This is a genomic window from Parabacteroides sp. KHUB-01 (genome assembly GCF_056640935.1).
In genome coordinates this window covers 3,559,242-3,581,654 of sequence record NZ_CM153256.1, presented here as the reverse complement: position 1 = coordinate 3,581,654, position 22,413 = coordinate 3,559,242, and the positions used below count along the sequence as shown (strand labels likewise).

The 22,413-nt window shown below is 37.7% G+C and carries 19 protein-coding genes; 3 read left to right on the top strand and 16 right to left on the bottom strand.

Features of this window, described 5'->3' with window-relative positions; translation table 11 throughout:
* The first annotated feature begins 38 nt into the window (after positions 1–38).
* Complete coding sequence (locus ACYIAR_RS15150; RefSeq protein ID WP_480330808.1) at positions 39–677, top strand: HAD family hydrolase; 639 nt, start codon at positions 39–41, stop codon at positions 675–677.
* On the opposite strand, the gene ACYIAR_RS15145 is transcribed toward ACYIAR_RS15150, so the two are convergent.
* Complete coding sequence (locus ACYIAR_RS15145) at positions 649–2,001, bottom strand: MATE family efflux transporter (RefSeq protein ID WP_480330806.1); 1,353 nt, start codon at positions 1,999–2,001, stop codon at positions 649–651. The genes ACYIAR_RS15150 and ACYIAR_RS15145 overlap by 29 nt on opposite strands.
* Before the next feature lie 168 nt (positions 2,002–2,169).
* Here ACYIAR_RS15145 and ACYIAR_RS15140 point away from each other — a divergent pair, with 168 nt between their 5' ends.
* Positions 2,170–4,644: a S9 family peptidase gene (locus ACYIAR_RS15140; RefSeq protein ID WP_480330805.1), complete on the top strand. Its 2,475-nt coding sequence runs from the start codon at positions 2,170–2,172 to the stop codon at positions 4,642–4,644.
* A gap of 140 nt (positions 4,645–4,784) precedes the next feature.
* Here the strand turns inward: ACYIAR_RS15140 and ACYIAR_RS15135 are convergent, their stop codons facing one another.
* From ACYIAR_RS15135 to hisG, 11 genes are all read right to left on the bottom strand, one after another.
* Complete coding sequence (locus tag ACYIAR_RS15135; RefSeq protein ID WP_480333677.1) at positions 4,785–5,759, bottom strand: alpha/beta hydrolase; 975 nt, start codon at positions 5,757–5,759, stop codon at positions 4,785–4,787.
* Between the two features lie 254 nt (positions 5,760–6,013).
* Positions 6,014–6,937, bottom strand: a complete 924-nt coding sequence (locus ACYIAR_RS15130) for a hypothetical protein (RefSeq protein WP_480330803.1) — start codon at positions 6,935–6,937, stop codon at positions 6,014–6,016.
* A gap of 217 nt (positions 6,938–7,154) precedes the next feature.
* Positions 7,155–7,310 (bottom strand): hypothetical protein, encoded by a 156-nt coding sequence (locus tag ACYIAR_RS15125; RefSeq protein WP_480330801.1) that lies wholly within the window; start codon positions 7,308–7,310, stop codon positions 7,155–7,157.
* Positions 7,311–7,820: 510 nt separating this feature from the next.
* A complete protein-coding gene (locus ACYIAR_RS15120; protein WP_480330799.1) occupies positions 7,821–8,216 on the bottom strand; it encodes a WbuC family cupin fold metalloprotein in 396 nt (131 codons plus the stop codon).
* 29 nt (positions 8,217–8,245) lie between these two features.
* Positions 8,246–8,671, bottom strand: a complete 426-nt coding sequence (locus tag ACYIAR_RS15115; RefSeq protein ID WP_480330797.1) for an acetolactate synthase — start codon at positions 8,669–8,671, stop codon at positions 8,246–8,248.
* Positions 8,672–8,701: 30 nt separating this feature from the next.
* Positions 8,702–10,000, bottom strand: coding sequence for a phenylacetate--CoA ligase family protein (locus tag ACYIAR_RS15110; RefSeq protein ID WP_480330795.1), 1,299 nt, complete (start codon positions 9,998–10,000; stop codon positions 8,702–8,704).
* A 98-nt stretch (positions 10,001–10,098) separates the two neighbouring features.
* The gene (locus ACYIAR_RS15105) at positions 10,099–10,488 is read right to left on the bottom strand and encodes a lipocalin-like domain-containing protein (protein WP_480330793.1); all 390 of its coding nucleotides are present in this window, start codon (positions 10,486–10,488) and stop codon (positions 10,099–10,101) included.
* 106 nt (positions 10,489–10,594) lie between these two features.
* A complete protein-coding gene (hisB, locus tag ACYIAR_RS15100) occupies positions 10,595–11,725 on the bottom strand; it encodes a bifunctional histidinol-phosphatase/imidazoleglycerol-phosphate dehydratase HisB (RefSeq protein ID WP_480330791.1) in 1,131 nt (376 codons plus the stop codon).
* Positions 11,726–11,727: 2 nt separating this feature from the next.
* Positions 11,728–12,771: a histidinol-phosphate transaminase gene (hisC, locus tag ACYIAR_RS15095; RefSeq protein ID WP_480330789.1), complete on the bottom strand. Its 1,044-nt coding sequence runs from the start codon at positions 12,769–12,771 to the stop codon at positions 11,728–11,730.
* Positions 12,768–14,048: a histidinol dehydrogenase gene (hisD, locus tag ACYIAR_RS15090; protein WP_480330787.1), complete on the bottom strand. Its 1,281-nt coding sequence runs from the start codon at positions 14,046–14,048 to the stop codon at positions 12,768–12,770. Before hisD ends, hisC begins: the two co-directional genes overlap by 4 nt.
* 98 nt (positions 14,049–14,146) lie before the next feature.
* Entirely contained in the window at positions 14,147–14,998 is an 852-nt protein-coding gene (hisG, locus tag ACYIAR_RS15085) for an ATP phosphoribosyltransferase (RefSeq protein ID WP_480330785.1), read from the bottom strand.
* A 368-nt stretch (positions 14,999–15,366) separates the two neighbouring features.
* Here hisG and ACYIAR_RS15080 point away from each other — a divergent pair, with 368 nt between their 5' ends.
* A complete protein-coding gene (locus tag ACYIAR_RS15080) occupies positions 15,367–16,161 on the top strand; it encodes a hypothetical protein (protein ID WP_480330783.1) in 795 nt (264 codons plus the stop codon).
* Between the two features lie 34 nt (positions 16,162–16,195).
* On the opposite strand, the gene ACYIAR_RS15075 is transcribed toward ACYIAR_RS15080, so the two are convergent.
* The 4 genes from ACYIAR_RS15075 to ACYIAR_RS15060 all read right to left on the bottom strand — a co-directional run bounded on the left by ACYIAR_RS15075 (position 16,196) and on the right by ACYIAR_RS15060 (position 22,024).
* Complete coding sequence (locus ACYIAR_RS15075) at positions 16,196–17,659, bottom strand: TolB family protein (protein WP_480330781.1); 1,464 nt, start codon at positions 17,657–17,659, stop codon at positions 16,196–16,198.
* A 9-nt stretch (positions 17,660–17,668) separates the two neighbouring features.
* The gene (locus ACYIAR_RS15070; protein ID WP_480330779.1) at positions 17,669–19,435 is read right to left on the bottom strand and encodes a DUF6057 family protein; all 1,767 of its coding nucleotides are present in this window, start codon (positions 19,433–19,435) and stop codon (positions 17,669–17,671) included.
* A 74-nt stretch (positions 19,436–19,509) separates the two neighbouring features.
* Positions 19,510–20,175, bottom strand: a complete 666-nt coding sequence (locus tag ACYIAR_RS15065; RefSeq protein ID WP_480330777.1) for a porin family protein — start codon at positions 20,173–20,175, stop codon at positions 19,510–19,512.
* Positions 20,162–22,024 carry a LysM peptidoglycan-binding domain-containing protein gene (locus ACYIAR_RS15060; RefSeq protein WP_480330775.1) on the bottom strand — a complete coding sequence of 621 codons (1,863 nt, stop codon included), beginning with the start codon at positions 22,022–22,024 and terminating at the stop codon, positions 20,162–20,164. The genes ACYIAR_RS15065 and ACYIAR_RS15060 overlap by 14 nt, the downstream gene beginning before the upstream one ends.
* Between the last annotated feature and the right edge of the window lie 389 nt (positions 22,025–22,413).

Sequence of the window (22,413 nt, the reverse complement as noted above, 5' to 3'; positions counted from 1 at the left end):
AAAAGACTAACAAACTTTATAATTATAAAACAAGAACAATGACAAAGTGTGCACTTTTTGATTTTGACGGAGTAATAGTTGACACCGAACCTCTTTATGACATTTTCTGGAATGAAGCTGGAGAAAGATACGGAACAGGAATTCCTGATTTTGCAGCAGTTATAAAAGGAACTACTCTACCTAACATTCTGAAGAAATATTTTGGTAACAGAACAGAAGAATTCAGGCAAATGGTAATAAAGGAATCGACAGAATATGAAAGCAAAATGGAATTGCCGGAAATGCCTGGTTCCATCAGTTTCGTAAAGTCTCTGAAAGAAAACGGAGTGAAAACAGCTTTGGTTACAAGTTCCGATCGTGAGAAAGTGAACCGTGCATTCCGCGAACTTGGAATTGAAGATTTGTTTGACGTTGTTGTAACTTCTGATTTAATAGAGCATGGCAAACCCGACCCTTCTTGCTATTTGCTTGCGGCTTCAAAACTGAACGTAAAAGCTGAAGATTGCATTGTTTTCGAAGATTCATTCGCCGGAATACAGGCAGGAACTGCTGCCGGAGCCAGAGTCATTGCTCTTTCCACAACAAATCCTGCTGAAACATTGAAGGACAAAGCGTATAAAGTAATCCCGAATTTCGAGAAATTCAGCTTTAAAGATTACTGCGAGTGGTGCATTTGATTCGTTTATATACAAAATAGAATGCAGGTATAAGAAACATATCTGCTGCAATCCAAGCTGTCGGGTCGCCATAGCAAACTGCAAGATATCCAAACACCGGAACTGCATATAAGCTGACCAAAGTTCGGGCTATCATCTCGGAAACTCCGGAAAGCATTGCCAATTTGGTGAATCCTACACCTTGGATTGTATATCTAAATATACAAAGCAAACCCAACACAGGGAAAAATGTGCAAGATATATGAAGGAACTGAACTGTATCTTTTATTATTTCAGTTTCAGAAGCATCCACAAAGAGCAGCGCCAGTTTTCCCGAACCCAACATAAGCACGCAGAACATTGAAGCTGCATATATCAGCATCATAAGCATACTTGCCTTTATTCCCAACCAAACTCGCTCCGGTTTTCCTGCGCCATAATTCTGACCGCTAAAAGTTGCCATCGCAATTCCCAGACTCTCAAAAGGGCAGATAAAGAATGTTTTTATGCGCATCGCAGTGGTGAATGCAGCCACACAAGCTGTGCCCAAAGCATTGTTTGCACTTTGCAACATTATGCTGCCAATGGCTGTAATTGAAAACTGAAGTCCCATCGGTATACCAATTCCCAACAATGTATTAGCCAATCCTTTGTCGAATACTTTTTCTTCGGCAAAACTCTGAAGGATTGTGAAACGCCGCATCATATAAATATAGCACAAAACTGCTGATATTCCCTGAGAAACAACAGTTGCAACACCTGCACCTAAAACGCCCCAGCCAAGAACAAGTATGCAGAATAAATCAAGGATTATATTAAGCACAGTGGAGAACAAAAGGAAATAGAAAGGAGTTTTGCTATCGCCCAAAGCTCTAATTATTCCTGAAAGTAAATTATAATAGAATGTACAAGGTATTCCTATGAATGTGACCAACAAATATAGATATGCGTCATGGAATATATTTTCCGGTGTCTGCATCAGATGCAGAATATCATAACAGAAATAACTCGTAATAGCTGCTATCAGAACAGACATAAGCATTGCCAGGCGGAGACTGACATTCACCAGACGCCTCATCGTAACATAATCTCTTGCTCCAAATTTCTGAGCAACGGGAATAGCAAAACCACAGCAACAGCCATTACAAAAACCAATAATAAGGAAAATTACGGAAGTGCTTGCTCCAACCGACGCCAAGGCATTTATTCCCAAATATTGTCCGACTATCGCAGCATCAATCATAGAATAAGTCTGCTGTAGCAAATTGCCTAACAAAAGAGGCAATGTAAAAGCAAAAATAATGGGCAAAGCTGCTCCTGATGTCATTTCTCTATAAGTTGCCATATTCCTTATAATTTTTGTCTTGCTAAAAATCGGGCGCAAAAATACACTAATTTTATTAATCGTATTCCTAAGGAATTATTATTTTATGTTATAGATTTTACTTATTTGCTTATTGTCAAAATTGTATTTATTGATATTTTTGTTTTCTGATAAGTAATAAATTGAATCATGAAAAAACATTATCTATTAGCGTCGCTTCTTCTATGCAGCTCGTTGTATGCGGAGAATGTGGAAGTGAAGAAGTTCATACATGCCGGTCCGATAAGTATCGCTTCGCCGATTATGACGGACAGTCTTAATGTTCAAGGGAAAAAGTTGAATGCTGAAGAAATGCTTAAAACTTCCATTCCTTTTGAGCAAGCTCTTAAGTCTTCAAAGATTTCAGAAGCCGGAAATGACGGAAAGTTTATATTCAGCACTCCGGAAACAGATTATGCTTTACATTTGCTTTCATTCTATCTCAACAGTGACCGATACACAAAAGGCAAACTTGAAGTTTCGGGAAATGGAAGTTTTCAGGTTTTCATTAACGGGGAACTTGTAAAAACAGAATCAGAGCTGAATCTTGAGCCGAGAAGATATGAAGTTGTGATTAAATATATAGCATCAAAAGATGTTGAGAAACCGGAAATAAAAGTTACTTACAAAACAGACTCGGAAGCTGTCGTTGTCGCAACAACTGACAAAGAAAAGAGATATGAACTGTCTGATGTAATGTACGGCAAAGATGTTTCCGGAGCAAGTCTTTCTGCCGACGGAAAATATGCTCTGATTTCATATACCAACAGATATGAAAGCGGGAAAAGTGATTCATACGGACAATTAAGAGATATCAGCGGAAAAGTGATTCTGCAGAGCAAAGAACTTGCCTATGCACAATGGATGCCGAAAAGCAACCTTTATTATATCACACGTAATGGCATTTACGGCCGCGAACTTGTATGCGTAAATCCGGCAAACGGAGAAGAACGTGTTATGGCTTGCGGTATTCCTGAAGGTTCTTTCAGTGTTTCACCGGACGAAAAGTCACTGTTCTATATGGTGAAAGAAGAAGGTCCGAAAGAAGATAAGGAAATAATCCGAGTTCTTGAACCAGCCGACAGAATACCTGGTTTCAGAAACAGATATTTCATTTGGAAATATGACATAAAAACCGGACTGTATCAGAGACTTACATTCGGTAATCACACAACAGGCATTAATGATATAAGCAGTGACGGAAGATATTTGCTCTTCGGCACATCAGATAGAATTTACACTTCGCTGCCATTCTCTCGCAGTTCATTGTTCTGTCTTGATTTGCAAACGATGAAGACAGAGACTATCTGGAAAGATGCAGAATATCTAAATCATGCCGTATTCTCACCGGATGGAAAAGAACTTCTTGTTTTCGGCTCGGGGGAAAGTTTCGGAAAAATCGGTCTTAACATTAAGAAAGGACAAATGTCCAACAGATATGACGGCCAGCTTTTCATATATAATCTATCAACAAAAGAAGCACGTCCGCTTACTAAAGACTTCAACCCTAGCGTAAGCAATGCAGTATGGAGCAAGGCTGACGGACAAATTTATCTTCAGGCAGAAGATGAAGATTATGTGCGTATTTTCAGATGTAATCCTCAAACAGGAGAAATCACTCGTCTTAACATTCCTGAAGATGTAGTTTCGCATTATGCATTGGCTGAAAATGCATCTGTGATGTTGACTTACGGACAGAGTGCGTCAAATGCAAATCGCCTGTATGCTTATGATATCAAGAGCGACAAAGCTACAATGATAGACGACCTTTCATCTGCTAAGCTGAAAGATGTAGTTCTTGGAGAAGTTAAGGACTGGAATTTTAAATCTGCCGACGGAACAACTATCCAGGGAAGATTTTATCTGCCACCAAATTTCGACCCGAACAAAAAGTATCCTCTTATTGTGAATTATTATGGAGGAACATCGCCTACCGACCGCTCAATGGAAGGACGTTATGCAACTCATATGTATGCAGCACAAGGATATGTAGTATATATTCTGAATCCTAGCGGTACAACCGGATATGGACAGGAATTTTCAGCAAGACACGTAAATGCCTGGGGAACAAAAACTGCCGACGAGATTATACGCGGAACAGAATTGTTCTGCAAAGAGCATCCATTCGTTGACAAAACAAAGATTGGATGTATCGGCGCAAGTTATGGTGGTTTTATGACTCAATATCTGCAAACCAAAACAGATATTTTTGCCGCTGCAATCAGTCATGCCGGAATCAGTGCTTTGAGCAGTTACTGGGGCGAAGGATATTGGGGCTACGGATATTGTGCTGTTGCCAATGCTGGAACTTATCCTTGGAACAATCCGGAGTTCTTTACAGAGCACAGTCCGCTGTTTAACGCCCATAAGATTAATACACCTCTCCTGCTCCTTCATGGAAATGTAGATACAAATGTTCCTGTTGGAGAAAGTATCCAAATGTTTGCAGCTCTGAAAATACTTGGCAAGGAAGTTGAGCTTGTTGAAGTTGACGGGCAGGACCATCATATCCTTGACTACAGCAAACGTGTGAAATGGCAAAATACAATCTTCGCTTGGTTTGCCAAATGGCTTAAAGGACAGCCGGAATGGTGGAATGAGTTATATCCCGACAGAGAATTATAATAACTGATATTTAACATATTAGGCATACAAAAATTACGTCCCAAAATAGTCCGAACCTATCGGCAATTGGGGCCGTAATAAAATCAAAATAGGTCCGACCCCACGACAACGTAGGTTCGGACCCATTTTTTTAACACTTCTTACTTTAAATATTCATTAAAGAAATGTTCTATCTTATCAAAAGGAATGACTTTAAGATTGTCGTATAAATCAACATGATTAGCTCCAGGAATAATCATCAACTCTTTATTGTCACCTTTAAGTTTCTTAAAAGCATCCTCACTGAAATAACGAGAATGAGCTTTTTCGCCATGAATCATAAGAACAGCATTGCGGATTTCGCTGCTATAAGAAAGTAAAGGCATATTGATAAACGATAACGAAGATGTTTTGTTCCAACCATTGTTTGAATTGAGCGAGCGTTTATGGTATCCTCTTTCTGTTTTGTAATAACCGAAATAGTCTTTTACAAACTGAGGAGCATCTTCGGGTAATGAATCCGGAAGTCCGCCGGCAAGTGAATATGTTCCGTTACGATAGTCTTCAGTTCGTTGTTCATTAAGCTGACGTCGCAATTCATAACGAGCATCAGCATCCATCGAATCAAAATAGCCATTTGCGTTGACGCGGCTCATATCATACATCGTTACAGCAACTGTAGCCTTTATTCGTGTATCAATTGCTGCTGCATTAAGAGCCATTCCTCCCCAACCGCAAATTCCAAGAATTCCGATACGGTCACTGTCCACATCATCTCTTGTAGAAAGATAGTCAACAGCTGCGCAGAAATCCTCAGTATTTATATCCGGAGAAGCGACATACCTCGGCTCACCTCCGCTTTCTCCTGTATAAGACGGATCAAACGCAATAGTGATAAAACCACGTTCAGCCAATGTCTGCGCGTATAATCCTGAAGACTGTTCTTTTACCGCTCCAAAAGGTCCACTTACTGCTATTGCAGGCAATTTACTATTTTCAGAATCCTTTGGAATATACAAATCCGCTACAAGAGTTATACCATAACGATTATGGAAACTTATTTTAGAATGCGTCACCTTGTCACTCTTCGGGAATGTTTTATCCCAGTCAAGAGTATAATTCGATTTTTCTCCCATAAATTTATTATTTATTGAAACATTGTTTTCTATTGTTCCACCTTTTACTGACGGATAAGCCATTTCTGCAATAAACAATGCAGGAAGAAGCAGCAATTTCCAATTCATACTTTTACTATTTAATGATAAGACGTACTGGAAAGAATCAACAGGCAAGAATTTCTATTTTCATCTAATCCATTTCAAGCAAAAGTATTTCAAATAAATATATAGGATTGTATACGATTTACAGATTAAACTACCAAAATTAAATATTACTTACTTTCTCCGAGTTCAACTATTTCTCTTACAAAATATACACCTGGATATTCGGCAGCAAAACCGTCATCCCAAACTCCGTTATATTCCAATTTCAACATTGCGCGCACCGGTTTTCCGTTTTTCACTCCACCTGTCAAACTATCGTATTTCTGACTTAGTTCTCCTGTTTTGTCTATAAGCCAATATTCTTCATTTGAACCATCTGGCTTAAAGGAGCGCACTTCGTGGCCAATACAAACAATACCACTCATATTATACAGAATGTCTTTTGATTTACTTGAGATATCGTCATGAGAAAGCTCTGTCAATTCAATACTATTCTCATCAAACAATGGTGCATCCTGACCTATTTCCATAAAAACAGCTTTATCAGGTTTGTTATCGTAAATCTCAAAATATCTCATTCCGCTATTTCCAACGCCCCAGTCGTTGCAAGTTGCTGGAACTGGTTCCGTTTTCATCTGATTGTCAATTTCCAAAGCATAGTTTCCATCAGGAACTAATACGAATCTTTTCACACCTTTTCTTCCTGATTTAACTTCTTTGAATTTACAAGTCTGACTTTCATCCCAATTTTCTGATTTAGATAAAGAATTTATTACATCATTAATATCGTTATTTGGTAAGTCAAAAATCTGGATAAGCATTCGCGGACTAGTATCACCGTTTCTTACCATAACTACTCCGGGTATTGAAGGATCAATCATAAGCCTTATTTCCTGATTGGATTGTGCTCTGAGCTTTATTCCTGCACCTGATAAAGTTGCCCACGTAAAACCATCATAAGCCTTACGAATTGATACACTGTCTGATAAATTACTGATTTCAGTTTTGCAAGCTTTCACACTCTCTTCTTTGTTATTATTTGCTGTACAAGCGCTAAGTCCTATTACTAGCAACATCAAAAGTTTATTCATAATATATATAGTTTTCAAAAATTCTATTCTGTAATTAATAACAGATATATTATTAGTAATGTTTTGGTAACATATAAAAGCAAAAAAGACCTTCCGCGTAAAACCTCGCTGAAAGTCCCTCCATCATCATCTCTCACCATACCGTTTAACGGTGGTAAGAGATATTACTTCTTTTCTAATACATCTTCAATTTAATAATCTAAAAATCAACAGCTAATCAGTTCTTTACTGAATTAAGCTGTTGTCTTGTCAAACGACGGATTTCGGCGTTCAACAACTGGCACATAGAACCTTTTCCCATAGCTTGATAACGTTCTGCCTGATAGCGCAACATTGCCAATGTTCGCATATCCTTTTCATTTTCCACTAACATAATTTTTCTGTTTTAGAATTCCCAGGCAAAGGGGATTTCCCTCACCAGGGAAATAAATTAATAATTAACCTAAACTTATCTTTTCTGCCTTAAATACGATGCAAAGATATATAAGATTTTTAATATCTATGTTGTAAAACATATATTTTTCTCCGGATTTAACTTGATTTAACCGATTATTTGATTACAGCTATATATAAAATAGCCATGTATATCAATATATCATATTCAAAATCTTAAGACAGAATGGCAAATTATGGGATGTTAAAAGATTTTCTAAAATCACAGGATTTATCTAATAATCACAGATATATAAATGATGTGAAGCTTACAAAAGTAAAAATACCCTGCAGAAGACAATAAAAATAGACATTACAAAATTAAGACTGCGATGTTTGTAAAAAAAGGTCGGCAACTTTTTCAGAAAATATAGTAGTGTTTTTGAAAAAAGCTGCCGACCTTTTTTGATACAATATTCATTTGGAAAAAATCCTTAGATTCTCCAATATTTTATTGAAGCACATCTTCAGGGGCAAACGGTTTATATGGCCCGTCTTTCACCTCGAAAATCATAGAACCACTTTCTAAAACTTCCAATGTATGCCACTGACCTTTCGGGATATGAATACCATAATTTCCTGTTTTAGGATCAAGAACCGCTGCTTCTGTTACTTCTTTCTGTTCATTATAGAAAATAACTTTTACTTTTCCTCGAAGTAGAATGTATGTTTCTGCGGTTTCTTGATGACGATGGATTGGGAGAATTGTTCCCGGTTCCATAGCATTCAACAATCGCTGGGCTTTTGCATCCAGTGATTCATGGAAATTATGATTCATTCTCAAACGAGGCGATTCCTTTGCCTTGCTGGTAACTGAATCAAGAAGCTCCGTATCTATCAACTGCATATATCTTCTATATTATATTTATTAAAGAATTACATATTCAGCAAATCAGCTTCATGAATATATTCAATATTCTGACGGCGGATAACTTCGCGGGCTGCATTTCTGTTGTTTGTTCTAAGAATAAGAATTGACTTTCCATTCAATGAGAAACAATACATATACTCGATGCTGACACCTGCTTTTGTGAAATATGATAAAGTTTGTGCAAAGCTGCTTGCATTTGAATCAGTTGCAATAGCCAAAACGTCTGTAAGATTTGCACTGACATTGTTATTCTTCAGCACTTCGTAGGCACGTTCCGGATCACTTACAATAATACGCAATATTCCATATTCTGAAGTATCAGCGACAGTTGCCGCTATTATTCGAATATTGGCTGCAGAAAGTAGCTCTAGAATTTCGCACAATTTCCCGTATTTATTTTCCAGGAAAATGGATATTTGGTTTACTGTCATACTTAATACTATTTAATTGGTGAATAATTATCAGCATAATTTTCTCAAATCCTTAACTCGAACAGCCTTTCCGTCCTGAACAGGCAAAGTGCCTTTTCCTACGAGTTTAAGCTTTGGAGTAAGTAAAAGTTCATCCTTCAACTGGCGTGTAACTTCTTTAGTCAAGCGCTGAAGAGCAGAATAATCGTCAGTAAACAAATCACTGAGTTCAACTTCTATCAACATTTCGTCGTTATTCTCTACCGTTTCAATTGAAATCAGGTAATTGCTACCCAATTCCTTGAATTGCATAAGAATCTTTTCAATCTGAATCGGGAACAGATTTACACCCTTAAGAATAATCATATCGTCACTTCTTCCTTTGAATCGAGCAAGTCGTTTATGAGTACGTCCACAAGGGCAATCGCCAGGTAAAATACAAGTAAGGTCTCTTGTTCTGTATCTGAGCAAAGGCATTGCCTCACGGTTGATGGTTGTCAGCACCAATTCTCCAACTTCTCCTTCTGGAACCGGTTCCAAAGTTACTGGGTCAACAATCTCAACAATTACATTATCTTCCCAAATATGAAGTCCGTTCTGCTCCTGACATTCAAAGGCTACACCAGGACCATTCATCTCCGACATTCCAAAACAATTATATGCCTTGACACCTAAAAGCTGTTCGATACGACGACGCTGCTCCTCAGAATGAGGCTCTGCACCAATACAAACAACACGAAGCTTTGTGTCTTTGCGCGGGTCAATACCCATTTCCTGCATAACCTCAGCCAGACGTGTTGCATAGCTTGGTATTATATGTAGGCAAGTTGTACCGAAATCAGTAATAAACTTAATCTGTCGTTTTGAGTTTCCAGCAGCAGCAGGCACTGTAAGCGCTCCAAGTTTCTCAGCTCCATACTGGAAACCTAAACCACCGGTAAACATTCCATATCCTGAAGTGTTCTGGAAAATATCAGTATCGCGTATTCCAACCATATACATACAACGTGCCACCTGATTTGCCCATTCATCCAAATCTTTAGCAGAATGAAGCACTACGGTAGGATTGCCTGTTGTTCCACTGGAAGAATGTATTCTCACACATTTCTGTAAAGGAATAGCAGCCATTCCGTATGGATAGTGACTACGTAAATCATCTTTAGTTGTAAAAGGTATTTTCTTTAAATCGTCCAATGTCTGTATATCATCTGGAGTCAGTCCTTCACGCTCAAAAACTTCTTTATAAAAAGGAGAGTTAATTGCATGCTTGACTGTTTCTTTTAATCTTTTCAGTTGCAATTCCGACAATTGCTCCCTACTCATTGTTTCGATGTCTTTTTGCCAATACATAATAGTATAAAAAATTTATGGGATAGATTGTCCGATAGAATAATTGAATCTTTCCATCGGACAATCAGTTTGATTAAACACAATAAAATATTCTGTTATCAGAATTTGTCAAAATAATATTTTTTACCGTCGCTGCTCAATATAAGTTCCTTTCCGGAAACTTTCTCAATCTTGAATGTTCTGATATTTGAAGTCCAGTCAGTTCGTTTCAGGAAATCTTCGTTATAACTAAGCTCCAGTCGAACTTCTCCTTCTTTTTCAAAATAATTGAAACCATACATATTTGGGTAAGTTCCCTTTGAGGCGTCATATATCTGATACATAAACAATGATGTCTGAAAGTTATACCAAACAGTGTCGACCGGTGTAAAAGAACCTTCAGATTCGATTTGCTTCAATTGCCATTTTCCTTCCAGTTCAGTAGTCATTTTATCACAAGCCGAAAACATCATGATAAATGACACAGCTGCAATTATAATTTTTTTCATCTATCTATTATAAGTGAATATTAATGTTTAGATAAATCTATACTAAACACAAAGATAGAAATAAAAAACCACATAGACGAAAAACACTGCATATTGGTATAAAAGATTATATTACACCTTTAGTACTAGGCAACTGATAATTATATATATCACGTTTGACCGCCATCTTTATAGAGCGTGCTAAAGCCTTGAAGATTCCTTCAATCTTATGATGCTCATTCTGTCCCTCAGCTTTGATGTTAAGATTCATCCGTGCAGAGTCACTAAAACTCTTGAAGAAATGAAGAAACATTTCAGTCGGCATATCTCCGATTTTCTCACGTTTAAATTCAGCATCCCAAACCAGCCATGGACGACCGCCGAAATCCAAAGCTACACTGCACAAACAGTCGTCCATCGGCAAAGAATATCCATATCGCTCAATTCCTCGTTTCTCGCCCAAAGCTTTATATATAGCTTCGCCCAAAGCTAGAGCAGTATCTTCAATTGTATGATGTTCGTCCACATTCAAATCGCCTTTTACATTAATGGAAAGGTCTATTCCTGAATGCTTGCCAATTTGCTCCAGCATATGGTCAAAGAAACCTAAGCCAGTGGATATATCGGTCTTGCCTTTACCATCAAGGTTTACATAAACGTCAATATCTGTTTCCTTTGTTGTTCTCTTAACTTTTGCCGTTCTTTCACCTGCAAAAAGATATTCAGACACTCTGTCCCAATCTTTAGTAATAAGAACAGGAGAAATTTCCGGATGCTGAGCCAACAGAGATTTGGAAACTTCATCATCGTCAGTAAGCCATATTCCTTTTGCTCCCAGATTTGCTGCCAATTGCATATCAGTAAGTCTGTCTCCGATCACAAAAGAGGCAGACAAATCATAATCACCATTCATATATTGCTTGAGCATTCCGGTTCCCGGTTTTCTGTTTGGAGAATGTTCTTCCGGGAATGAACGGTCAATTAGTATGTCATCAAATGTTATGCCTTCACCTTCGAAAGTCTTGAGCATTTTGTTATGAGCCGGCCAGAATGTTTCTTCAGGAAAAGAATCTGTTCCCAATCCATCCTGGTTAGTAACCATAACAAACTCGAAATCCAATCGTTCACGGATAAAATAAAGATTACGAATAACCTTTGGATAGAACTCCAGCTTTTCGAGGCTGTCCAACTGATAATCTACCGGCGGTTCAATAACAAGCGTTCCATCACGGTCGATAAACAATGCTTTCTTCTTCATAGTTACATTCTCTTTAATGCCGAAACCAACAACATATTCTCCGTTTCAGTTCCTATTGTTATACGCAAGCAGCCATTACACAAGGAAACTTTATTTCTGTTTCGGACAATTATACCATCTTCAACCAGCTTGTTATATGTTATATTAGCATCATCAACTTTTACCAACACAAAGTTGGCATCAGTCGGATATATTTTTCTTACAATAGGTATTGACTGCAGATTCTTGATCATACGCTCTCTTTCCTGTATAATCATCTCACGCTGGGATTTCATTCTTTCCACATCCAATATTTCCAAAGCTTTTTCCTGAGTAAGAAGATTTACATTGTAAGGATATTTTATTTTATTGAGCACAGATATTATATCCTGAGAAGCAAAAGCCATTCCCAATCTGATTGCAGCAGCGCCCCAAGCCTTTGATAGAGTTTGCAGAACAACAACATTAGGATATTTGTTCAACTCACCCAAGAATGAAGGTTGTGAAGAAAAATCTATATAAGCTTCGTCAATTACCACTATTCCATGGAATGAGTTGATGATGTCACAAATATCGTCCCTATTCAAACTATTTCCTGTCGGATTATTCGGCGAGCACATATAAATAAGTTTCACCTCATCCGATATGTTGTTTTTTATCTGCTCAACGTCCAAAGAAAAGTCTTCTTTTAACGGAACTTTCACACATTCCACATTATTAATATCAGCAGCTACCTGATACATTCCGTAAGTCGGATCCGGAGTGATTATTTTATCTTTTCCCGGCTCACAGAAAGCGCGGATAAGCAAATCAATCGGTTCATCACTTCCGTTTCCCAAAAAGATATTATAAACATCAATGCCCTTGATTTCTGATATCCGTCTTTTCAACTCCCATTGCATCGGGTCCGGATAACGGTTATATGGAACATTATATGGATTCTCATTGGCATCCAAAAACACAGAAGCCGAGCCATGAAATTCATCACGAGCTGAAGAATAAGGCTTCATCGCTCTTATATTTGGTCTGACAAGAGCATTTATATCAAATGATTCATTCCCTTTCATAATGTTTTCAATCTAACTGTTACTGCATTCCTGTGAGCTTCTAACTGTTCGTTCTCTGCCATAATCTGGATTGTCGGTCCCAATTTTGATATACCTTCAGCTGTTATTTCCTGGAAAGTTATCTTCTTTATAAAACTATCCAAATTGACACCGCTATAAGCATGAGCGTAACCATTTGTCGGCAATGTATGATTCGTTCCAGAAGCATAATCACCTGCGCTTTCCGGTGTGAATGGTCCCATAAAAACACTTCCTGCATTTTCCACCTTTTCAGCAAGTTTCGCATAATCTTTTGTTTGGATTATAAGATGCTCAGGAGCGTAATAGTTTATAAAATCCATCACTTCATTCTTATCTTTCATCAGGATAATACGGCTGTTTGTCAAAGCCTGAGCTGTTATCTCTGCACGTGGAAGGACAGAAAGCTGTAATTTGATGGCATCACATACCGGCTGAATCAACGCCTCATCAACAGTCACTAGAATAGCCTGACTGTCTTTCCCATGCTCCGCCTGTGAAAGGAAATCTGCTGCAATAAATTCCGGATTAGCAGAAGCATCTGCTATTACAGCAACTTCAGATGGTCCTGCCGGCATATCGATTGCCACATCTTTCAGACTGACAAGTTGTTTGGCAGCTGTAACATATTGGTTTCCCGGACCAAATATCTTATACACCTTTGGAACAGATTCTGTTCCGTAAGCCATTGCTGCTATAGCCTGTATTCCTCCAATTTTACAAACTTTACTTACGCCTGCAACTTTTGCTGCATAGAGAATTGCAGGATTAACTTTCCCGTCTTTTCCCGGAGGAGTACATAAAACTATTTCCTTGCAACCGGCTATTTTGGCAGGAACTGCAAGCATAAGAACTGTTGAAAATAATGGAGCAGTTCCACCGGGAACATAAAGCCCCACTTTTTCTATAGCAACAGCCTTTTGCCAACATGTAACTCCGGAAGTTGTCTCAATCTTACGACCTGTAAATCGTTGTGAGGCATGAAATGTTTCAATATTCTTATGAGCAAGGCAAATGGCATTTTTCAATGATTCATCAACCAAGCCATAAGCTTCTTCCTTTTCCGATTCAGAAACCACGAGTTCCGAAAGCAATACTTTATCAAATTTCTCTTCATAACGTCGCACTGCATCATCTCCATTATTCCGGACATCATCCAACACTGAACGAACTGTATCGAAAAGAGATGTCACATCCAGAGTAGGACGCTTTGCTATCGAAGCCCATTCTTCCTGCGACGGATATCTGATTATTTCCATAATTATATTCTATTTCAATTCGTCAAATTCTGCAAACTCCATTATTTCGTATCATATATATATTATGAATAATTTGTACAGTCTGCAAAATACAATTATTATAATATCATTTTCTCAATCGGCAACACCAGAATTCCTTCAGCACCAAGGTTCTTAAGTTTACCAATTATTTCCCAGAAATATTTCTCGGCAATAACAGTCTGAACAGAAACCCATTCGCCATTTGCCAAAGGTGTTACAGTCGGGCTCTTCATACCTGGCAAAACCTCAATAATGTCATTAAGTTTTTCCTTAGGAGCATTTAGAAGCACATATTTCTTTCCTTCCGCCATCTGTATAGATTCAAAACGGAACAATAGCTCTTCCAGTACTGCAAGTTTATCTTCACTCAAGTTCTCATTAGCGATAAGAAGAGCTTCGCTTTGCATCACCACTTCAACTTCTTTCAGTTGATTGCTGACAAGAGTGCTGCCTGAACTTACGATATCAAAAATTGCATCTGCCAAACCAATTCCCGGAGCAATCTCAACAGAACCAGTTATCACATGCATTTCAGCATTTACTCCTTTTTCCTTCAAATATGTAGAAAGTATTCCCGGATAAGATGTTGCAATAGTTTTTCCCTGGAACCAATTCACATCAATATATTCTTCGTCTTTCGGTATTGCCAAAGACAAACGGCATTTACTGAATCCCAGACGCTTAACCAAACGAGCCTCAGCTCCTTTCTCTATATATTCATTTTCGCCTACAATACCAACATCAGCTACTCCATTAGCAACAGACTGAGGAATATCGTCATCGCGCAGGAACAATACTTCAACAGGAAAATCCTTGGCAGAAAGAAGCAGTATGCGTTTTCCACGATTCAACTTGATACCTGCTTCTTCAAGAAGCATCATTGTTTCGTCATAAAGACGGCCTTTTGATTGTACAGCAATACGTAACATTGTTTTTTCTATATTTTGATTAACAAAAAAAGCCTACCGATATTCGGCAGGCTCATTATCTTTTCTCTTATATCGAATATTACACACATATCCATCAGCCACCGAACTATTGTCCGTTGTTACAATGATGATGATAATGATGCAATATTGAGTTTGTTTTCATTTTATTATTTATTTACACTGCAAAATTATAATAATATTTTTTTCGTCCTAATTTTTTGACAAAATATTTTCAATAAATATATTTTTATGTGATTAGGATATTGTGCCTCTCTATATACAGCCGAATTATCAAAACAAAGTTCATCATTTATATTTTGGCAATATGAGAGAAACTGAACTAACTTTGCTATATAAAATCAACTTATATGCAGAATCTACATATTTATATCAATATTGAAGACTTAATTTCAGGATTTAATCCTGAGAGCAACACCATTTCTCTGAAAATGCACGATTTCCTATCCGACTATTCTGCCGGAAACGAACCTTATGGCTTCAGCTTGCTGAGACAGACAATAAAGGAATACGAAACCAAGAATAACATCAGCTTGAATGACTCCAAACAATCTATGCCTTTTTTCCGTGACTATCAATGCCGGCTTATCGGTCCGGAAGTGACTCCTTTCTCATTGTCACTTTTCGAGGACGAATCAACAGCTATGAAACAATGCTACGGAAATAATAAATCAGGAGTTATAATCAGCATTGATTACAGCGAACTGGCGCAACAGGCTTTGATGGAAAATATGTTTCTAATTAAGTGCAAATATGATGTTGACGAGAATAAAACATATCTGAAAGAACAGTTGAATAGAGAATATGACAAAGTTTTCTTTGATTCCGAAAATACAGGATTCTCTCCGGATTCACGCTTTTTCTCATTACTATGCAATGCTTGCCTGAATATCGACAAACCGGAAAATACAGATTTCAAGGAATGGAGAATAGTAACAATGTCAGAACCGGAAAATGCAATTTATATTTTAGGTGACAACAATATCAAAGCTGCAAGTATTTTCCCATTGCCCGTCGATGCTATAAAGAAAATAAGACTTGTTCCGGACTACCAGAACAATACAGCATTATATTCCACATTAATCGGATGGATGAAAAAATACAGGCTTTCGCCGGAAACAAAACTTGAAGGACTGCTCGAATAAATATTCAGCAGTCCTTTTTTCCTCTTATAGATTCTTATTTTACAAATCTGATTTTTCGTCCTTTCTCTCTTCGTGCAGTATTTGCTATATCATATCCGCTGCATTCCACTTCTCCGGTAATGAATTCCGGAATATTATATGAATACATAAAATCGTGATAGAAACCTGTATCTTCCTGAGGCAACATAAAAGGTTTGCCAATTTTCCCGTTCTCATCAATATAAGCAATATAAGGACGAGTATAAAGTCCGTCATCACGGCGGCTGCTGAATATAAACCAACGACCGTTGCTACTCCAGGAATGATAGCTTTCCACATCATCACTGTTTACCTCAGATATTTCACGATATGTTCCGTCAGCAAGACTCATCAAATATAAATCCGCATCCTTATGCCAGATGGAAAAGTTTCCATATCCTGACACTGTAAACATCAGATATTTTCCATCCGGAGAAACACGCGGAAAAGAAACGCTTTTCATTTCCTTTTCTGCATTATATAATGTATCAACCTCTGAACCGAAACTTCGTGTTTCGGGATTGAATGATACACTGCACAAACTATATCGTATTTCATCAAAATCAACTCTGTCTTTTGCAATGGCCGAACAAAAATATAGTTTGGTGCCATCTGCCGAAAATGTAGGGAAAGTTTCGAAACGCTCAGACGAAGACAGCAATGGTGATGATATTATTTCATGCTTGTCGGTATCATACACAACAACATCCGACGCATTATCATAAACCTCAATCCTGTTCTTGTCATGTCGGTGAAAAGACTGGAAAGTTTCGTTTGTAGAAAAAGCCACAAATCTTCCGTCTGGATTCCACGAAGGATAAACCAAAGCTGATATTGTCTCAGGTGTTTTGGTATCGAGCTTCTCTATTGTATTATTATTAATAATATAAGTTCCGGCATTCTTCCCGCGCATATGGAAAAGGAACTTCTCCGGATTACGGTTGCAGAACGAATGGCAGTTCATACAATTCTTATCAGTCCTATAATTCTCTATTATAGGTTTCTGAGTGAACGACGACAAATCCCGCTGATAAATTCCCATATCATTCCATGTTTCGTATCCTGGAGGAATCAATCTGTAGGCAATGTGACTGTCTATTTCTTCTTCCGCAATGTTTATGTTGAATGGAGCATAAGAAATCCATTTCCCGTTTTCCTTAAGCTGCACATTCAATGTTATATTTTTGCCTTTATTTGCTTCCAGTATTTTATGCCATTTACTCTCCGGAAAACAAAAACCTTGTTCTTTAAGCGGCACGACGAGCTCAATGCCACTGCCGGAAACAGACACCATTCCTTCCGTAACCGAACCTGCAGCCGGACGGAAATTCAACGGTGCTATATCAGACGGAACTGTTACATCCTTATAGTCCGGATAAATATCCGGTTTATCCGGACTAGTAACATCAGCCTTTTTCATTCCACCGCTGCATGAAAACAAAAAAGCCGACAACAATAATATATTACCTAAAATCTTCATAACCGTTTATCACTTCTTGAATGTAAAATAGAACCAATAAGTTTTACCGAACGAACGATAAACAGTTTCCTGCAAATAAGGAGACTGACGTTGCTCAACAAACAATTTTCTGAATGCCTCAAATTGAGAAATAACTTTATCCGACAACTTATATTCTTTCCACTTATCCGGATTTCCTTCATTTATTATAATGACAGCTTGCTGGAAACTCAAAGGCAATTCCGGCAAAGATTCGGTTCCATAATATTTGTCGAGCATTTTCTGAAATCCTTCCAAATCCTTTCCAAGAAGATACAAACAACCAAGATATTCAATTGCCGGTTTATTTCCAGGATTACATTTCAGAATATTATCGATATCGGTGTCAAAACCAAGAACTCTGGACAAATGGTTCTCTCCTCCAACATTTTTTTTCTTTTCCATCAGCAAAGGATTTTCACTGATTTTATCCGGAGAATAAAGATATGGTCTGTATTTTTCTGCCCAATCTGAATAATGTGGTGTTTTAGACAGCATATCAATATATTTTCCGGCAACTTCATTATATCCAAATATAAGATTTGTTTCAACCAGACGTTTCCAAAGATGTGGATTGCCTCCGTTTCCCTGAGCCATTATTCCCTCAAATGCCATTTGCTGAGATATGGCAATATCTCCTATTTGATAATATATATCACTCAAAAGCTGCGAAACAGTAAACGATTGGTCCCAATTCGGAAGCAAGCCCAACGGTCCGACTTGCGGATATTCAAAAATCCTGTCGGCAAGAACTCCTGCATGCGACAATGCCAGGTTTCTATATGCAACATACAAATAATTACTTCCGTTATCCTTTGTCACATCAAAAACTTTTTCCCAATTATCGTGCTGCGAATAATATGTTATCTGTTTTAATGGCAAAGCGTGCGAAATACCATACAAAACCGTTCCTTTCCATATTACCAGCAGAACTAATACTACTGAAGCTACTGTCACCGAACGAGACGCCCAAACGGACTTTATCCTAACATTCCTGAATATTCCGGCTGCACACAATAATGCAAACATCACCAGCCAAGGATAATAAACCATAGCCGGAGCCGACATCAAATGGTTAAAATATTCATCAGGGAACAATGCTGTCCTCATCGAACCTGCTATTCCAAAATAGAATGCGCACCATCCAATATATATCGAATAAGGAATGAGGAGTATATCAAGAAGAGATTTTCCTGAACGCTCACGGAATATATCAACAAGCACTATACAGAAAGCCATAAATATAGCAATCGGTCCGGCGCAATAATACAACAGAGGAACAAGCAAAAAAGAAAGTCCCAAACGCAAAAAATAATTTCTTACAAATTGCAGGATACACATTAGGAACAAAGCCAACAACATAGCCGTTGTTCCCTGCATACGATAAAGATGACTGAAGAAAACAAAAGTCATCGTTGCAGGCAGAAGCTGAGACAATACACACCATATCTTAGAAGGAGATATTCTTGTCAGCAGATATGTAGCCATCATCGAAGTCAGAGTGTTAAACAATGCCATTATGAATGCCCCGCAAAACGGCACTCCAAAATGTTGCACATAACTTCCAGTCAAATAATCTACAACGCCGTAAGAAGAAGTCAGATTTACTGATTCAGGAACAAAAAGCTGCGACTGTTCCAAATAAAATAAGTGGTATTCACTATTAAGCTGAAAAAATACAAGCCACGCTACAAATGTCAAAACCCAATATGCAACTTTAGGAATATTGGTATTGAAAATTTGAAAAGGTTGTTTCATAATAATCTTTATTTATGCTTTGCAAGCATGACAAAAAAGAAACCATACTTGCAAAGCCAGAATTACATTGTCAATTATTTTACTCTAAACAAATAAGCAACTTTTGCAGAGATGTTTTGTATTGAAGACTTGGCAAAAGGGTCGCTCTTTGTGCTGTTCATCAAATCACCTAAAGCATAATAATATCTACCTTCAAGGATGAAATGTCCGATTCCGGTGCGGAGCTCAATTCCCGGTCCGCCGCACAATCCCCAATCAAACTTTTTCTGCACTTTCAGATTATGCTGTTCATTGTTCTTATTTGGTTCGGCTCCATCAAGATTACTGCTCGTTGATTCGCCTAAAGCATATCCTATTTTAGGACCAAGATTCACAAAGAACCTGAAACGGTCACTGCCGAAATAAATATGCGTAAGGAAAGGAATCTCGATAAAGTTTATCGTGCGGCTATACTGATACTGAGGCTGCTCTTCAAACTCCTCTTCCCAACCTTGCTGGGTGAAATTCACCTCAGCCTGCAAACCCAGATGCTTTTCTGTTATCCATCTCAAAATCAATCCTCCGTTGTATGCCTGGAGCATTTTCTGATCCACTTTAGGAGAAAAGCTTACTGATGAAAAATTCATACCAAACGAGGCGCCGACATCAAGCTCGTGCTTGAATTTGCCATCCTGAGCCAAAGAATTCCCCAACGCAACAAACAAAAAAGCCAGTAGAAATATATATTTACTTACGTTCATCTCTTGTCACTGTATAATCCTTCTTGTAATGTACAACAAATACATTAGTATTTATAAATCCGCCCCAGTTGTTCACCCGGTGGAAATCAAAGCCCGTCTGAAGGCTCGGATAAGAAATCTTATCTATATTCTTCTCAAAATTGATACCATACTTATGAATTGCTCCCAAGAAATACATTCCTGTGTCAAATCCCAATATGCCATATTTCGGGAAAGTATTTATCAGAGTCTTGCTATACCAATACTTATATGAGTTATAAAAATTATGAATTCTGTCAGACAAATTATCTGCATAGAAATTCGTATAAATATATGTATCCAGAACATAGAAGTCCTCCAAAGCTTCGCGCATATATGTCTGCCATTCCGGATAACCGAACATTGATATATTATACACAAAACGATTCTTATTTTCCGGATTAGCAGAATCTGTTTCTTCTATTCCTGTTTCAGCCAACGAACGTAAAGGAGTCTTTATCAGTTGCAAGGCGTCCAACGAAGAAGAAGTTGGCAAAACAACATTCTTCTTGTTCTTATCCATAAGAGCAAGAATATCCGATGAGAAAGTTTCCCCTTTATAGTTAATTTCCTTATACTTTATATTCTTGTCCTTAAGCTCTGTTTTGAATGCAGTGATAAAATCTTTCTTTACATCTTTATCGTTAATGTTCACAATGATAATATTATCCTCAGCAAACAATTCGCAACCAGCCTGAGCTGCTTTAGAATACAAGTATGAATGAGGAGTATTCACCTGGAATATCATTGAGTTCGACAGCACATTGTCATTCTTAGACGTGAAAGGTATAACATATTTAATCTGATTTGTCTCGGCAAACTGTGCTATCTGCGCAATCTGGTCGTTCTGAACGGCTCCGATAATCAAATTAGATTCTTTCAAAGCATCTTCCTTAAGAATTTTGTTCAGCTTTGCTGTTCCCTTTCCTGTATCATAAACAGAAAGACTGATTGAAGCTCCCATATTTTTCAAACTATCCACCGCCAACAGCATTCCTTCGTAATATTCAACGAAACGAGATGTGGCATGAGAACTTTGTCCGTCTTTAAAAGGCAATAGCAAAGCGACCTTAATCTGATTCAATTTCTCAATATTCTCAGTTTTGTCCAAAAGAGCATTAACCTCGGTTTCGCTCAGTATTGCATCGTGTTTCAAGTCGTTTACAACAACTTCCTCTGTTTTAGTAACTGGTACATAAATTATTGTACCAGCCTTTACACCTTTCTTAAGGACAGGATTTCGCTTAATCAATTCATGGCTTGAAATATTGAATTTCTTGCAAAGGCTATACATTGTTTCACGTCTTGCAATTTTGTATTCCTCTTCCGTAACAACTGTTTCTGTTTTTACAGATGGTTCCGAAACTGCATTTTCCTCGGCATCAATGAAATTAGGAATTCTTATTGTTCTGCCGATGGTGAAGGTCTTTGCTGTCAGACCTGGATTTGCCTTGACAATCTCGGTAGCAGGAACCTTGTAACGCATTGAAACCGCATACAAAGTTTCTTTTTTCTGAATTGTATGGAAAGTATAGTTCTGTGTTGCAGAAGCAGACTCAGCCTTCTCTGTCGCGGCTTTTTGCTGAGGAATCAGCAAAGTATCGCCAGCCTTTATACCATTTCGGCTATCCGGATTAAGCCTGTAGATATCTTCAGTAGAAACGCCATACATAGTTGCTATGGCATAAACAGTCTGACCTCGCTCTATGGTATGAGAAAAAGTTTTGTCTCTTTCACTAACTATTCGGACCGAAGTGTTATCTCTTTGAGCTTGAGATTCAAATCCCCAGCCAAACATCATTGCAAAGACGCAAATCCAGATTTTATTCATAATTTATTCAATATTTTTCAGCTATTATTCAGACAAAGATAAGCCATATTATCCAATTGACAAATATGTTAACTGAAGTTTCGCAAACTCAACTTACAGTTAAAGAGTTGACAAGAAAACAAGTTGACAAAACTTTTTTAGACAATTAAGCATGAAGAGACAAATAATTTGCCTGTTTAACTTGTCAATGAAGCCTTATCAACTTAAAAAATAAGCAACTTTAGTATCTTAAATCTATTATTATTTTCAGTAAATAGTAATCTTTTCTTAAAACTAAGCCTTAGTTTTTATAAATTAAGTCTTAGTTTCTAAAAACTGAATCTTAGTTCTTAGAAACTAAAGCTTAGTTTTAAGAATATATTTAATATTTTCAAGTCTATTTCAAGTAT